Source organism: Shewanella sp. BF02_Schw (genome assembly GCF_014596695.2).
Taxonomy (GTDB): Bacteria; Pseudomonadota; Gammaproteobacteria; order Enterobacterales; family Shewanellaceae; genus Shewanella.
Genome location: NZ_JABKAW020000001.1, coordinates 1738851 through 1755197, shown reverse-complemented (window position 1 = coordinate 1755197; position 16347 = coordinate 1738851). Strand labels below are relative to the sequence as shown.

Here is a 16347-nt window from a genome sequence, read left to right as displayed (position 1 = left end):
CTTAAACAATCTTAGCACTTAAATGATGTAACTATATTAACAGACATTCTGGGAAAATGTAGTAAAGTTACCAACAAAATGATCGTTTTTAATATGTAATTTATGTGACAGATTAGCGATTTTTATAATAAAAAAGGCCAAACAGACTAAACCGTTTGGCCTTAAGAACAATATTTGATAGCTGTCGATGAGATTTTACGCGATCAAACATAACTGAATTGTGTAATTATTTACCAGTTATCTTGAAAGCTTCATGCAAAATTATCACTTTATAGAGTATAGACTCTATCTTTATGCAGCCTAAAACAAACAATTTACGCAGTTAAATAATCCATAAGATATGTTTATTTAACCGCCCATCAATTTAGATGGTTAAATCCTTGTTCACACGAGATTCTTTCAACACTTCTTTTACACGTTTTAAATTATCACGGAAACGAGGGCCGCGGCGTAAGGTAAAGCCTGTTGCCAACACATCTATAGTAACCAATTGCGCTAAGCGCGATGCCATCGGTAAATACATGTCGGTGTCTTCGGGCACTTCCATCGTTACAGGCAATGTACACTCATAAGACAATGGTGAGTTACGGGCGGTAATACCAATCACAGCAGCGCCGTTTTCACGTGCAATACGAGCTATTTCAATCAGTGATTTAGTCCGGCCAGTATGCGAAATCAATACGACTACGTCGCCTTCATTACAGTTAATACAGCTCATTCGCTGCATTAACACGTCATCGAAGCATATTACTGGTACATTAAAACGAAAGAACTTGTTTTGCGCATCGTGGGCTACAGACGCTGATGCACCAAGGCCAAAAAACGAAATAGTCTTGGCTTGAGTGAGAATATCGACTGCTTTATTTATCGCTGATGTATCTAAACTTTGACGGGCAGTATCGAGCGATGCCATTGAAGATTCGAAGATTTTTGTTGTGTACGACTCAGGCGTATCATCTTCTTCAACATGTCGACTAACATAAGGTGTACCGTTAGCAAGACTTTGAGCCAAATGTAACTTAAAATCAGGGAACCCTTTTGTGTCTAATCGACGACAAAATCGGTTAACAGTTGGTTCACTAACATCAGCCATTTTGGCTAATGTGGCAATACTTGAATGTATAGCTGTTTGCGGTGAGGCTAATATGACTTCGGCAACTTTACGTTCCGATTTACTAAATTGGGTAAGGCTTTTTTGAACCTTTTCAAGGGTATTCATAAGCAAGCATCCGCTAAAAAGTAGCTAAAAGTAGGTAAAAGTAGGTAATGTAATTTTATATCATAACTTACAGGAATTACGTGATTTAAGTTATTTATTTACCTTTGACAGTAATCTGTAGTTATTTTTCAAGACATAGATCACGGTTGAATGGTTCTCAAGCCTTGTAATTGGTAGAAAATCATAGCAGATAATAGATACACATGACTAGATTAACAACAATAGAATAAATGCAAATTAAAGATGCAATATTTAAATTCTGTTGTTATATTACAACAAAAGTGTGCTTTTATTCATCGACCGAATTCGAACATGACACACACATATTATTAGGAGAGCTTTCAGCAATGGGCAAATCAATTGGAGCCAAGGCTTGCGACTTCGTACTTTTCGGTACAAAAGGCGATTTAGCTAGGCGTAAATTATTACCTTCTCTATATCAGCTAGATAAAGCAGAATTACTTGATAAAGAAACCAAGGTAATCGGTGTAGCAAAAGACGCATTCACTCAAGAAGAGTTTATCGCCCTCGTTACTAAAGCACTAAATACATTTGTTAAAGACGAACTTTGCCCAACAACGTTAGCGCGCTTCCTCAGTCGTTGTCATTATATCGGTACTAATTTTACAGATCCTGAAGGCTACAGTGCCTTCCACGATTTACTTGAACCAAGTAAACGCGTCATGGTGAACTACTTCGCGACACCTCCTTCGATTTTCGGTGCCATCTGCCGTTGTTTACATGCACAAGACCTTATTCAATCTGATACCCGTGTTGTGCTGGAAAAGCCAATTGGTACCGATTTAGAATCATCGCATGTGATTAATGACCAAGTTGCCGAGTTCTTTAATGAGAACCAGGTTTACCGCATAGACCATTACTTAGGTAAAGAAACAGTACAAAACTTGATTGCTTTGCGTTTTGCTAACTCATTGTTTGCCTCTAAGTGGGATAATCGCACGATTGATCATGTCCAGATTACTGTAGCTGAAGAAGTGGGTATTGAAGGGCGCTGGGGCTACTTTGATGGCGCAGGCCAAATGCGTGACATGATCCAAAACCATTTACTACAAGTGTTAACTTTGGTTGCGATGGATCCTCCAGTCAATTTAGACGCTGACAGTATTCGTGATGAAAAAGTAAAAGTACTCAAGTCACTGCGTCCAATTAACCAAGACAATGTGTATGAAAATACCGTTCGTGGTCAATACAGTGCGGGTTTCTTAAAAGGCTCGCCTGTTCCTGGTTATCTCGAAGAAGAAGATGCCAATACACAATCAAATACCGAAACCTTTGTGGCACTTCGTGTTGATATTGATAATTGGCGTTGGGCTGGTGTGCCATTCTATTTACGTAGTGGCAAGCGTATGCCGTTCAAGAGCAGTGAAATTGTGGTGTATTTTAAAAACCCACCGCATAACTTGTACCGAGCAAGCTTACGTAATCTGCCACCAAACAAATTGACCATCCGCTTACAACCTCATGAAGGGGTTGAAATTCAGATGATGAACAAAGTTCCTGGTCTTGAGCAAAAGCAACGTCTACAAACGACCAAGCTTGATTTAAGTTTCAGTGACACTTTTAAAAACGAACGTATTGCAGATGCATATGAACGTTTGTTATTAGAAGCGATGCTTGGTAATCAAGCGCTGTTTGTGCGTCGTGATGAAGTTGAGCAAGCGTGGAAATGGGTCGATGGCATCATTCAGTCTTGGGAACAAAGTGGCGAAAGGCCTAAGCCTTATCCTTGTGGAACATGGGGACCTGTGGCATCGGTTGCATTGATAACCAAAGATGGTCGTTCTTGGGACGAGTAGGGAGCTTACATGATTAAAGATACTGTATTTAAATCGTTCGACACTCCAGCTGATTTAGACGCTAAATTAGCCGACAAAATTGCGAAGCAATTACAAGATGCTGTCGACACTCGTGGCAAAGCCAGCTTAGTGGTATCGGGTGGTTCAACACCGTTGAAATTATTTGAGCTATTAAGCCATAAACTCGTCGACTGGAGTGATGTTTATATCACTTTGGCTGATGAGCGTTGGGTTGGCGCTGATGAAAAAGATTCAAATGAAAGATTGGTTCGCGAGCATTTATTGCAAAACCGCGCTGCCAGTGGAAAGTTTCGTGGTTTAAAAAATATGTTCGCAACCCCTGAAGCCGGTTGCGATATGACCAGCGAATCATTGGCTAATTTCCCGCGTCCTTTTGATGTGGTGATATTGGGGATGGGTACTGATGGGCATACTTGTTCGTGGTTCCCTTGCAGCGCAGAACTTGATAATGCATTAACCACTAAAGCTTTGTGTGTTGCGGTCAATCCGACTACGGCTCCACATGCACGTATCACTTTGTCTAAAGATGCCATTTTAAATAGTCGTCAGATTTATTTGCATCTTGTCGGAGAACCAAAATTAACTGTTTATCATCAGGCTCTTGAGAATGATGATGTTACCCAAATGCCCATTAGAGCCGTATTAGCGCAGCGTAAAACGCCCGTTGATGTGTTCTATAGCGCGTAAGGAGTTTTACCATGCACTCAGTAGTACAAGCCGTCACCGATAGAATTATCGCACGCAGTAAACAGTCTCGTTCAACGTATTTAACGGCCTTAAACGATGCCAAAGCCAAAGGTGTTCATCGTAGCGCCCTAAGTTGTGGCAATTTGGCTCATGGATTCGCGGCCTGTCAGCCAGCGGACAAAGACTCTTTACGTCAACTGACGAAAGCCAATATTGGTATCGTAACCGCATTTAACGACATGTTGTCAGCGCATCAGCCCTACGAAACCTATCCAAATATGCTTAAGCAAGCATGTGTGGACGTAGGCAGTGTGGCGCAGGTTGCTGCCGGTGTTCCTGCTATGTGTGACGGCGTGACCCAAGGTCAGCCGGGCATGGAGTTAAGTCTACTGAGTCGTGAAGTCATTGCGATGTCTACTGCGATAGGTTTATCGCACAACATGTTTGATGGCGCGTTATTGCTGGGTATTTGCGACAAAATCGTCCCGGGTTTATTAATTGGCGCGTTAAGTTTTGGTCATTTGCCGATGTTATTTGTGCCTGCTGGGCCAATGAAGTCGGGTATTCCAAACAAAGAAAAAGCACGTATTCGTCAACAATTTGCTCAAGGGCAAGTTGATCGTGCTGTACTGCTTGAAGCTGAAGCTAAGTCATATCATAGCGCTGGCACTTGTACTTTCTATGGTACGGCTAACTCTAACCAGTTAATGCTTGAAATTATGGGCTTACAATTACCTGGTTCATCGTTTGTTAATCCTGACGATCCATTACGTGATGAATTGAGCAAAATGGCTGCTAAACAAGTTTGTCGTTTAACGTCAATGGGCACTCAGTACACACCAATTGGTGAAGTGGTATCTGAAAAGTCAGTAGTGAACGGCATTGTGGGTATTCTTGCGACAGGTGGTTCAACTAACTTAACCATGCACATTGTCGCAGCAGCTCGCGCCGCTGGCATTATCGTTAATTGGGATGATTTTTCTGATTTATCTGATGCAGTACCATTATTAGCCCGCGTATATCCAAATGGTCATGCCGATATTAATCACTTCCACGCTGCTGGCGGCATGGCATTGTTGATTAAAGAGTTACTTGATGGCGGTTTATTGCATGAAGATGTCAATACCGTTGCTGGTTACGGCTTGCGTCGTTATACCCAAGAACCTCGTTTGCTTGATGGCGAACTTAAGTGGGTTGATGGTGTGACGGAAAGCTTAGACAAAGAAGTATTAACCCACCTTGCTACACCGTTTCAAAGCAATGGCGGCTTGAAATTATTGAAAGGTAATTTAGGCCGTGCGGTGATTAAAGTGTCTGCAGTACCTGATAATAATCGTGTGATTGAAGGTCCTGCGATTGTGATTGATGATCAAAACAAACTCGACGCACTATTTCAGGCAGGCGAGCTTGACAGAGATTGTGTTGTGGTTGTTCGAGGTCAAGGCCCTAAAGCTAATGGTATGCCTGAGCTTCATAAGCTCACACCTTATTTAGGCACCTTACAAGACAAAGGTTTCAAAGTGGCGTTGGTCACCGATGGCCGTATGTCTGGAGCCTCTGGTAAGGTTCCTGCTGCAATTCATTTAACCCCAGAAGCACTTGATGGTGGTCTGATTGCCAAAGTTGAAAACGGCGATGTGATTCGTGTTGATGCGACAACGGGTGAATTAACCCTGTTTGTAGACGAGAAAACACTTGCAAGTCGAACTGCAGGTAAAGTGGATTTGCATCATTCAAGTTATGGCATGGGCCGTGAATTGTTTGGCGCGCTTCGACGTAGTTTAAGCAGCCCTGAAACAGGTGCTCGCAGTACTAACGCTATTGATGAATTATATTAAAAATAAAAGGAAGTCGGTAATATGATTGAGCCTAATAACTGGTTGCTTCAACCACATGACGTGTTTAAACGCAGCCCGGTAGTTCCGGTCATGGTCATTAATAAAATTGAACATGCTGTGCCTTTAGCAAAAGCCTTAGTGGCTGGCGGAATTAGTGTTTTAGAAGTTACTTTACGTACTCCTTGTGCGTTAGAAGCGATTGCTAAAATTGCTAAAGAAGTGCCTGAAGCATTGGTAGGCGCAGGGACTATTTTAAATGAAGCTCAGCTAAACCAAGCGGTTGCTGCTGGTTCACAGTTTATTATCACTCCTGGTGCAACGGTTGATTTACTAAAAGCCGCCAAGAAAGGTACTGTGCCATTGATCCCCGGTGTGGCTAGTATTTCTGAGATCATGGTGGGTATGGAGTTGGGTTACACTCACTTCAAGTTTTTCCCAGCAGAAGCTTCTGGTGGCGTCAATGCACTGAAATCATTCTCTGGCCCATTGTCTGATATTCGTTTCTGTCCAACAGGCGGTATTAGCCCTGCGACTTATAAAGATTACTTAGCACTATCAAATGTTGATTGTATTGGCGGTAGCTGGATAGCACCGACTGATGCAGTAGACAACGAAGAGTGGGATCGCATTACCCAACTGTGTAAAGAAGCACTTGCTGCACTGTAATCTCTTTATTGTGTGATGATTCAAAAACCAGCATCTGCTGGTTTTTTTATATGTATTTACTGGTGTTTTATTAGAAACCGTATAATGTTTAGCACATTGATGCCGCTTACTAAAATACTCACTAATCACTAATCACTAATCACTAATGACTATGATATGTGAGATAAACTTTTCATAGCAGCACCATTCATCGCGATTCCATAAAATGATGATGAATGATTTAACACAAATTTATTGATGCTTTAAGTCGATAACAAAGCAAGTTCATTCATATTAAGAGGTATTCTCCATGCTTTATGATTTAACGGTTGTACAATTTAGTAAAATGCTTAATAACCTAAGTGCAATCCTTGTCAAAGGTGAAAGCTTTGCAGAAGCTAAAAAAATTGAAATGTCGGTGTTACTTAATTCACGTTTAGCGCCTGATCAATTTAACTTAACTCGCCAAGTGCAAATTGCGTGCGATACAGCCAAATTAGCCGTAGCGCGTTTAACTGGCCAAGAAGATAGTGCGCCAAAACATGAAGATAATGAGACGACATTAGCGGAGTTACAAACTCGTATCGCTTCTGTTGTCGATTATTTAGCCACATTTACAGCCGAAGACTTTGCTGGTGCAGAAACGCGTAAAATTACTCATCGTCGTTGGGAAGATAAATATCTTACTGGGCGTGATTTCGCTTTTGAACATGCCATTCCTAATATTTATTTCCATGTGACCACTACCTATGCAATTTTGCGTCATAATGGTGTTGAAGTGGGCAAAAAAGACTACTTAGGTGCAATGCCATTTAAGTCGTAACCAACAAAACACTTATCCATTGATAGCACCATTTTATATGGCTAGAATAAAACCAGCATTAGCTGGTTTTTTGTTATCTACCTAAAAATGAATCTACCACAGTCAGGTATTTATCGTCAGTCATGACACCTTGGAGCCACAAAGCGGTTAATCGACCTAAGCCTGAAATAGACAATATCGATCCGCCATTAAGCTTGTTATCCCACATTATGTTTCTATCATGATAATAATGTCTTTATAGACCTACAGCATTCAGTGACCGGAGTGAGTATGAAAACAATCGGTATGATAGGTGGTATGAGTTGGGAGTCGACACTCAATTACTACAAAGCCATTAATCAAGGCGTGAAGTCTGCCCTAGGCGGACTGCATTCAGCCAAGATTTGTTTATACAGTGTTGATTTTGCTGAAATAGAAACCCTACAACATAAGGGGTTGTGGAATGACACTGCTATTCACTTATCGACTGCAGCGAAAGCGGTTGAAGCTGGCGGGGCAGATTTTTTGTTGATTTGTACCAATACCATGCACAAAGTGGCTGATGAGATCCAAGCACAAATCTCTATACCCATTTTGCATATTGCTGATGCCACTGCTGAGGTGTTGTTAGCCGATGGGATCAGTAAAGTCGGCCTACTCGGCACGCGCTTTACCATGGAACAGGACTTTTATAAGCAGCGGATAAGCGATAACTATCCCATTGAAGTACTAGTACCTTCATCAGACGAGCAAACATTAATCCATGACGTGATATATCAAGAGTTATGTCTGGGCACGATTAATCCGCAATCACGGCAATGCTATCTTGGTATTATTGATAAATTATATGCACAAGGAGCTGAGGCGGTAATTTTAGGTTGTACTGAAATAGCCTTGCTAGTGCAGCAGCAACATACCCATGTTCCTTTGTATGATACGACTCAAATACATGCAAATAAGGCCGTTATGCTGGCATTAGCTCAGTAGACAGTTTTCGAGATAATCAACAGATTGTAAACGACACTTTGCTCCGCTAGCCGTGTTGATTTGAAACAGACTCGTTTTCGGATGCATGTTTAAGACATAAAAAACGCCTTACAATATGGTAAGGCGTAATGTTAAAAGCTTACTGCTTATTATCGAATCGACTAGTCTTTATAAGCTCGGCCATAGAAGCTGTCTAATAACACTTGTTTTAGCTCTTTAATCAACGGGTAACGTGGATTGGCGCCAGTACACTGATCATCAAATGCATCTTCAGCCAGTTCATCCAGTTTGGCGATAAAATCTGCCTCATTAACGCCAGCATCTTGAATTGATGCAGGAATACCAATAGTTGTTTTTAGCTGTTCGATTTTCTCAATCAGTTTTTCAACTTTTTGAGCATCCGTTTTACCGCCTAGCTTTAAATAATCTGCAATGGCCGCATAACGACATAAGGCTTTAGGGCGGTCGTATTGACTAAATGCTGCTTGCTTGGTTGGCATATCTGTCGCGTTAAAGCGGATCACGTTAGAGATTAATAATGCATTAGCCAAACCATGAGCTAAGTGAAACTCAGCACCTAATTTGTGCGCCATTGAGTGACAAACGCCTAAGAATGCATTGGCAAAAGCAATACCGGCTATGGTGGCACCATTATGGACTTTTTCACGAGCAACGGGTGCTTTAGCACCAAATTCATAAGAGTCCGGTAGGTACTTAAATAATAGGTCTAATGCCTGCAGTGCTTGGCCATCACTGTATTCGTTTGCCATCACGCTCACATAAGCTTCTAACGCATGTGTGACAGCATCAATACCACCAAAAGCGGTCAGTGATTTTGGCATGTCCATGACTAAGTTAGGATCGACAATCGCCATATTTGGGGTTAATTGATAGTCCGCAATAGGGTATTTCTTTCCGGTTACTTCATCGGTTACCACGGCAAAAGGAGTCACTTCTGATCCAGTACCTGAGGTTGTCGGAATGGCAACCATTTGAGCTTTAACGCCCATCTTAGGAAATTTATAAATACGTTTGCGAATGTCCATGAAACGCAGCGCTAGATCGGCAAAATCAACTTCAGGATGTTCGTACATAACCCAAATTATTTTAGCAGCATCCATTGGCGAACCACCGCCTAATGCAATAATCACATCAGGTTGGAAGCTTTGCGCAACTTTAGCGCCTTGGCGCACAATGGCTAAGGTTGGGTCAGCTTCTACTTCATAAAAAATTTCGGTTTCAAGCCCCTGTGCTTTAAGGATTTTTAAGGTTTCATTACAGTAACCGTTATTAAATAAAAACTTGTCAGTAATGATCAGCGCACGTTTTTTATCACTTAACTCTTCAAGTGCTATTGGTAAGCTACCGCGACGGAAATAAATAGATGATGGAAGCTTATGCCACAACATGTTTTCAGCCCTCTTAGCGACCATTTTTTTATTGATTAAGTGACTTGGTCCGACGTTCTCAGAAATTGAATTACCGCCCCATGAACCACAACCTAGTGTTAATGATGGGGCTAACTTGAAGTTATATAAGTCACCAATACCACCTTGAGAAGCAGGAGTGTTAATCAAAATACGGGCTGTTTTCATTCTAAAACCAAAGGCTTTAACGCGCTCATCCTGGGTGTCTTGATTGGTATATAAACCAGATGTATGACCAATACCGCCCAAGGTAACTAAGGCTTCCGCTTTGTCCATTGCCTCATTAAAGTCTTTTGCTTTATACATCCCTAATAACGGAGATAATTTCTCGTGAGCAAAGGCTTCAGCATCATCAATATCAGTCACTTCACCAATAAGTACTTTGGTGGTACTAGGCACTTCAAAACCTGCCATTGCGGCTATCGCAACAGCACTCTGGCCAACGATATCGGCGTTAAGGCCACCGTTTTTAAGGATGACACTTTGCATTGCCGCAGTTTCCGCTTTAGACAGAATATGACCACCGTGACTGATAAAACGCTCTTTAACTTGCTTATAAATGCTGTCGACTACAATCACCGCTTGTTCAGAAGCACATACCACACCATTGTCAAAGGTCTTTGACATTAATATAGAGCTTACCGCGCGTTTGATGTCTGCTGTTTCATCGATAACAATAGGTGTATTGCCTGCGCCAACACCAATGGCTGGTTTACCTGATGAATATGCTGCTTTAACCATGCCTGGTCCACCGGTGGCTAAAATCAGGTTAACTTTTGCATGAGTCATTAACTGATTAGACAATGCCACGCTTGGTTGGTCAATCCAGCCAATAATATCTTTAGGTGCACCTGCTGCAACTGCGGCATCTAATACAATTTTAGCCGCTGTAGTCGTTGAGTTTTTAGCTCTTGGGTGTGGTGAGAAAATAATGCCATTACGGGTTTTTAAGCTAATAAGCGCTTTAAAAATAGCAGTAGAAGTAGGGTTAGTTGTGGGGACAATACCGCAAATAATTCCTACCGGCTCTGCAATAGTAATGGTACCGAAGGTTAAGTCCTCAGATAAAATACCGCAGGTTTTTTCATCTTTGTATTTGTTATAAATGTATTCAGATGCGAAGTGGTTTTTAATCACTTTATCTTCTAATACACCCATGCCGGTTTCGGTTACGGCCATTTTTGCTAGAGATATGCGTGCATCTGCTGCAGCTAAAGCAGCCGCTCTAAAGATAGTATCGACTTTTTCTTGGCTAAAGTTTGCAAACTCGGCTTGAGCTTTGGCAACGCGCTCAACTAATAAATCAAGCTCTTGTGTATTGGTAACTGTCATAGTGGTTTCCTTTAAAAATATTCAACAAATCAGTTTTGCAAAATATTCTTTGTAAATAAAATTACAACTTTAATGCTCTATTTGCTGTGATGATGACCACAAATGCATAACGGGATGTAATTTTATTACAGTAATAGCTTGTTTTATGAACGCTATATTTTGTTGAATATTTAACTTCCGTTTGTCTAGGCATGTAAACATCACCCAAATTGGCATTAATTCATAACTAAGACCTGTTTTTAGCACCAAAGTAATGCATATATTGCGTGTTCATTCTTTATCTTGTCGCTTACCTTTAGTACGATTTTCAACTAGAAAAGCGATAATTTACAATTGTTTTACAATAGAAATAGTCTGTTTTTTGAACTTTTACATTGATGAAATAACAAATTGAATCAACTATGTTGAAAATATTCTATTGAATTTAAATAATATTTTATAATTGGGTTGCATGTATAAGCAATCGCTAAAGCTTGTTTTGCTTATTTAATTAGAGAATTGTGATTGACATCAATATTTATAAGAGGGAATATGCTCACTACTAGGGCATATGCTCACTCATGGTGCGAATGTTTACTCTAGTTAGTGTAATGTGGTCACTTATCCACGTTATTTGAGTTTTGTAGAACTCTACAGAATGTGATGTTGGATTTATTATTGTGGTTTCAGGTTCAGCACGCTGTAAAATATGGTTAGTTATCTGACTTGATCTGGTAAGGCGAGCATATGAACATAAATACACAATTAATAATATTCGACTGCGATGGGGTTGTGATCGACAGTGAGGTGATTAGCGCTAATGTGTTAATCGAAAAACTTGCTCAATTAGGCGCCTGCATTGATATGGCTTTTGTACAACAGCATTTTCTAGGTTGTCAATTTGCTACCGTCGCCGACAAAGTAAAGCGTTTGCTGGCACTGACATTACCTGAACAGTTTGAAGCAGAATATCGTCAGCAACTATTGTCTGAGTTTGAGCGTAATTTAACCGTAACAGACGGTATTAGATCGATATTGGCAGATTTGAAAGTACCGTATTGCATAGCAACCAGCAGCAGTTTACCGCGTACAACTAGCGCATTAGAAGTAGTAGGGTTAACGGATGTGTTTGGTTTGAATGTTTTTACGGCCAGCGAAGTCAAACGAGGTAAGCCGGCACCTGATTTGTTTTTGCATGCGGCTAAACGCATGGGGGTCGAACCACAGCATTGTTTGGTGATTGAAGATAGCTTTTTTGGCGTCAGTGCAGCTGTCGCGGCCAAAATGAAAGTGATTCATTATATTGGCGGTGGTCATATAATCGATAACGTTAGCGATGAGTTACACCCAGTGTCACAGGCTTACCCAGAGATTGCTGTACTAAGTCATTGGCAACATTTTAATCGTCTAATGCCAGCGTTAATGCGTTGATACTGAATATAAGGGACAACATGGATAACAAGTCGAATTCAGAACTCGCGCGATTAGAGCAAGCGGCAAGAGCTGCGTGGTTATATTACGTCGCGAAGAATACTCAAGATGAAATTGCCCAAAAATTAGAAGTATCAAGACAGTCAGCGCAACGTTTAGTCGCATTAGCGGTTAGTGAAGGGTTAATTAAAGTCCGTTTAGATCACCCCATTGGTAAGTGTATGGAGTTGGGCCAACAGTTAACCCAAGCTTTTAATTTATTGGAATGCGAAATTGTACCAAGCGATCCTGCTGATGACAGTTCCGTGCACGGTTTAGCGCAATGTGGTGCAGGCGTGTTAGAGCGGTACTTAAAGTCTGAACAACCTAAAACTTTAGCCTTTGGTACCGGACGAGCACTCAAAGCTTGTATCGATGAGTTACCTTCGATGCAATGTCCACAGCATAAAATAGTATCGTTATTAGGCAATATGATGTTAGACGGTTCTGCATCAGCATTTGATATCGTAGTCAGCATGGCTAATCGAGTGCAGGCTAAGCATTACCCTATGCCATTACCCGTTATTGCGACTTCAGTAGCGGAAAAGCAGTTATTGCATGACTTAGCGCCGGTAAAAAGTATTTTTGAATTAGTTAAACAAGCAGATGCCACTTTTGTTGGTATTGGGCATATGGGCGCAGAGTCACCATTATTGCTCGATGGTTTCATTAATCAGTCACAGTTAACCGAGTTAATTAATGACAATGCCACTGGTGAAATCATCAGTTGGGTGTATAACCAGCAAGGGCAGTTACTCGAGCATTCAATGAATCAATTGGTGATGAGCTCACCGTTGAGAATTGATTCAAATAAACCTGTTTATGGCATTGCTGCTGGTCAACATAAAGTTGATGCAATATTTTCAGCATTGCAAGGTCGGTTAATTAATTCATTGATAACCAATGAATATACAGCTGAAAGAATATTAGCAAAGCTAAAGTAAATGATTAAATAAAATGATGTTTAACATTGAAATTAGATCAATAACGCGTGAATAATTTATAAAAATAATGTGAATATGAATGGGGTTATTATTTCAACTCAATAGAAATAATAAATAGTCAGTAAAGGAAATATAGTATCACTTTATCATCGATTTTTGGTGAGGATTTTACTTATTCCCTAAATAGGAATATAAAAATAATGACAATAAGTCAACATGAGGCTTCATTCAAACAAATGAATGAAGAGCAGCTGCCTGTAGCTAAAAATAAATTACATGGTTGGAAACACTTTGCAGGTTTATATGCTGGGGAGCATGTTGCCGCGACGGAGTTTGTTATTGGTGCCACTTTTGTTGCTCTAGGTGCCTCAACTATTGATATATTACTTGGACTATTAATTGGTAATCTATTAGCGATGTGTTCGTGGTGGTTATTAACCAGGGGCTGATTACACTTTTTGACCAGCGCCAAAAATAATCTCTTCCCTGAAATCATCACTCCAACAAGCCCTATTGAATTTCTGATTCTGGCTTGTTTTAGCGGGATGTAGCTTCACTAGATTTAATGCCCAACGCCTTAAAATAGCCAGAATACTGGCACCATCTTCATCATACATCTTCTGCTTATCTTCTTGAAATAGTGTATCTAAAAGCCAATGCTGATTATTTTCCGTTTGCCAGTGAGCCCTAATCGCTGTACCAAAGGCTTCTGATGTCAATACTGCACTGCTGACATAAAAGTGTGTATCTATACTGGTTTTGTTACCCACTTTTCGATGACGCTCTACTGCGATTAATGTTGTTAATTGAGACCATTTCATCTTTATCTCAGCGGGTAAATTCAATGGACACTGAAACGTTATCCGTTTTTCAACTCGACCATGGCCTTTATCATCTTGCGTAAAGCATTCGGCATCTGGGGTATTTGTAATGTAATCAGCAAATTGTGCCTGTACTGCCTCGAACAGCTTGGGCTGATTACCTTTGACTTGCAAAATACAATGCCCACCTTCTTTGACGATATAATCAAGTGTTTGTGTCTGGCAATGCAGCGCATCAAATGTCAGTAACTCAGACTTCAAATCAAGACACGTCAGTAATTCTTGAACGAGTTTGAGTTCACTCTTTTTGCTTGCACCTGATTTAGCGCTGAAGACTAAACCAGAGCCGGTATCATATGCAGTGACCATATGTAATGCAGCGCTCGAGGCTGATGCTTTAGCACCTTTAAGCACTTTCCCATCAATCGCAATAGAAGAAAGTCCTGTGCTAAGCCGATGCTCGTTAACCCAACTCAACAAGGCATCTAGCAAGGATTGCTTTGACACTCCTCTGAAGATTCGACCAATACTCTGCTGGCTGGGAATACCATTAGCGAAGGGGCGATATTTACGCAGCCACATGAGTTTTAATGTCCCGAACTCGTGGCAATCGGCCCAACTTTGCGCACCTGATATCACTGCGCTCAGGACGAGAAAGCAGATATCAATGACATCATGTTCTTGATTTATATGGGAACGGCAATCAGTAATCTTATCGAGATGTTTAAGCATATTAAGTATAAAGACAAAGAAAAAGAGCGCTATTTGATCACACTGGCGAGATCAATCAAGCTATTTTTTATCTCTTTGTTTTTAAAAAGTATGTATGAAAAGCGATCGAGTATGATCAGCCCCTGGTTATTAACGGCGCCTATTGCTGTTGAAACTCGACTCAGTTTATATAATTATTTAAATAAGATTGCCGGCGACTCAATGACAAAGCTCTATAACTGGGCAAATGTCGTTATCTTCTCGGTGATATCCGCAGCGATGATCACAGTATCGTCGACGGCCGTCCGTTTCTTATTCGACATTCCGGCACAATTAAATTGGTACCCTAGCAGTCTATGGTTTGTGATGATTGTATTAGCGGTAGGATCTATCGTCGTTGTCGTCGCCATGTATGGTTTCTCTACCGTGGCTGACTTTTCTAAAATTTGTGCGCCGTGGTTATTTGTTATTTTTATTGCGGGTTCATTTACCTTATTTCCAGTGTTATCAAATCATGTGATTGGCAGTACCACATTAACGGGCTGGCAAGACTTCATGACCATAGGTGACAGTTCAATTTGGACTGGATTAAATGACAAAGGTGAACCCGGTATTGGTTTACTTGAAGTGATAGGCTTTGCGTGGGCAGCTAACTCAATTACTCACTTCGGTTTGATAGACATGGCTATTTTCCGCTTCGCAAAGCGTAAAAGTTATGGTTTGATTTCAGGTGTTGGCATGTTCTTCGGCCACTACTTAGCATGGATCTCTGCTGGTATTATGGGGGCAGGTACTGCTGTACTATTAAAAACTACTATTACTCAACTCGATCCAGGTGATGTTGCTTACCATGCTTTAGGTTTTTCAGGCTTTGTGATTATCATTATCGCTGGTTGGACAACGGCTAACGCGAATTTATACCGTGCAGGCCTAGCCGCGCAGTCAATCTTTGTTAATCAATCTCGTGAACGTACTACCGCCATTGTGGGTTTAGTCACTGTAGTGATAGCGTGTTTCCCATTTGTGTTTTCGCAGATGTTACCGTTACTGACGTATGCAGGTCTATTAGTTGTACCAGTGGGGGGGATTGTATTTGCTGAGCACGTGTTGTTCCCTAAAATTGGCTTAACCCGCTATTGGGCTAAGTATCAAAACCTGTCTAAAAGTACACCGGCAATTGCATCTTGGGCATTAGCGTTAGTATTTGGGTTTGGTTTAAATAGTCTTGATATTATTTCATTCTATTACTTATTTATTCCAACATGGATATTCACCATTATTATTTATACTGTATTAGCTAAAAAATATGGTGCCGATTTAGATTATACAGACGCTATATTATTAGATGAGAAAGAACAGCAACAAATTGCCGAATACCAAGATGAAATGGCTAAAGATGATAAGCCTCATGTTGAAGACTGCAGTCAGTTCACCAAGGTGTTAAATAGCTTTGCGGTTGTTTCTTTAGTTGTTATTAGCATACTGGCTGCGAAAGTGATGTTTTATAGCCCAACAATGACAATCTATGCAGAGAATAAATCTTTATTTGAAACAGTTTGTTTTGTCTGTACGATAATTTATTTTAGTTGTTCATATGTTGCTCTTAAACGACATAAAAAAATAAACTCGTAATCGCAGTATTAATAA

General features: G+C 40.6%; 13 protein-coding genes and 1 pseudogene. 10 read left to right on the top strand and 4 right to left on the bottom strand.

Features of this window, described 5'->3' with window-relative positions:
• Positions 1-364: 364 nt before the first annotated feature.
• The gene (locus HNW13_RS07735) at positions 365-1219 is read right to left on the bottom strand and encodes a MurR/RpiR family transcriptional regulator (protein ID WP_011637353.1); all 855 of its coding nucleotides are present in this window, start codon (positions 1217-1219) and stop codon (positions 365-367) included.
• Between the two features lie 347 nt (positions 1220-1566).
• Here HNW13_RS07735 and zwf point away from each other — a divergent pair, with 347 nt between their 5' ends.
• From zwf to HNW13_RS07710, 5 genes are all read left to right on the top strand, one after another.
• Positions 1567-3036, top strand: coding sequence for a glucose-6-phosphate dehydrogenase (gene zwf / locus HNW13_RS07730; RefSeq protein WP_101088392.1), 1470 nt, complete (start codon positions 1567-1569; stop codon positions 3034-3036).
• Positions 3037-3045: 9 nt separating this feature from the next.
• Complete coding sequence (gene pgl / locus HNW13_RS07725; protein ID WP_192114841.1) at positions 3046-3744, top strand: 6-phosphogluconolactonase; 699 nt, start codon at positions 3046-3048, stop codon at positions 3742-3744.
• An 11-nt stretch (positions 3745-3755) separates the two neighbouring features.
• Positions 3756-5582, top strand: a complete 1827-nt coding sequence (gene edd / locus HNW13_RS07720) for a phosphogluconate dehydratase (protein ID WP_162023032.1) — start codon at positions 3756-3758, stop codon at positions 5580-5582.
• Positions 5583-5603: 21 nt separating this feature from the next.
• Entirely contained in the window at positions 5604-6248 is a 645-nt protein-coding gene (locus HNW13_RS07715) for a bifunctional 4-hydroxy-2-oxoglutarate aldolase/2-dehydro-3-deoxy-phosphogluconate aldolase (protein WP_101088389.1), read from the top strand.
• Between the two features lie 289 nt (positions 6249-6537).
• On the top strand, positions 6538-7050 hold the full coding sequence (locus tag HNW13_RS07710) for a DUF1993 domain-containing protein (RefSeq protein ID WP_192114842.1): 513 nt from the start codon (positions 6538-6540) through the stop codon (positions 7048-7050).
• Positions 7051-7123: 73 nt separating this feature from the next.
• On the opposite strand, the gene HNW13_RS23625 is transcribed toward HNW13_RS07710, so the two are convergent.
• Positions 7124-7258, bottom strand: a complete 135-nt coding sequence (locus HNW13_RS23625) for a hypothetical protein (RefSeq protein WP_277949099.1) — start codon at positions 7256-7258, stop codon at positions 7124-7126.
• 62 nt (positions 7259-7320) lie between these two features.
• Between HNW13_RS23625 and HNW13_RS07705 the strand changes: the two genes are divergently transcribed.
• Positions 7321-8016: an aspartate/glutamate racemase family protein gene (locus HNW13_RS07705; protein WP_182744329.1), complete on the top strand. Its 696-nt coding sequence runs from the start codon at positions 7321-7323 to the stop codon at positions 8014-8016.
• A 161-nt stretch (positions 8017-8177) separates the two neighbouring features.
• Here HNW13_RS07705 and adhE read toward each other — a convergent pair whose 3' ends face one another.
• Complete coding sequence (gene adhE / locus HNW13_RS07700) at positions 8178-10775, bottom strand: bifunctional acetaldehyde-CoA/alcohol dehydrogenase (protein WP_101088386.1); 2598 nt, start codon at positions 10773-10775, stop codon at positions 8178-8180.
• A gap of 726 nt (positions 10776-11501) precedes the next feature.
• On the opposite strand from adhE, the gene HNW13_RS07695 reads away from it, so the two are divergent.
• From HNW13_RS07695 to HNW13_RS07685, 3 genes and pseudogenes are all read left to right on the top strand, one after another.
• Positions 11502-12185, top strand: coding sequence for an HAD family hydrolase (locus tag HNW13_RS07695; protein ID WP_192114843.1), 684 nt, complete (start codon positions 11502-11504; stop codon positions 12183-12185).
• Between the two features lie 20 nt (positions 12186-12205).
• Positions 12206-13168: a sugar-binding transcriptional regulator gene (locus HNW13_RS07690; protein WP_101088384.1), complete on the top strand. Its 963-nt coding sequence runs from the start codon at positions 12206-12208 to the stop codon at positions 13166-13168.
• A gap of 200 nt (positions 13169-13368) precedes the next feature.
• Positions 13369-13608, top strand: a pseudogene (locus tag HNW13_RS07685) (hypothetical protein); the annotation flags it as partial.
• Between the two features lie 9 nt (positions 13609-13617).
• Here HNW13_RS07685 and HNW13_RS07680 read toward each other — a convergent pair.
• The gene (locus HNW13_RS07680) at positions 13618-14721 is read right to left on the bottom strand and encodes an ISAs1 family transposase (protein WP_192114844.1); all 1104 of its coding nucleotides are present in this window, start codon (positions 14719-14721) and stop codon (positions 13618-13620) included.
• A 111-nt stretch (positions 14722-14832) separates the two neighbouring features.
• Here HNW13_RS07680 and HNW13_RS07675 point away from each other — a divergent pair, with 111 nt between their 5' ends.
• Positions 14833-16332, top strand: a complete 1500-nt coding sequence (locus HNW13_RS07675) for a hypothetical protein (RefSeq protein ID WP_243756189.1) — start codon at positions 14833-14835, stop codon at positions 16330-16332.
• Positions 16333-16347: the final 15 nt, after the last annotated feature.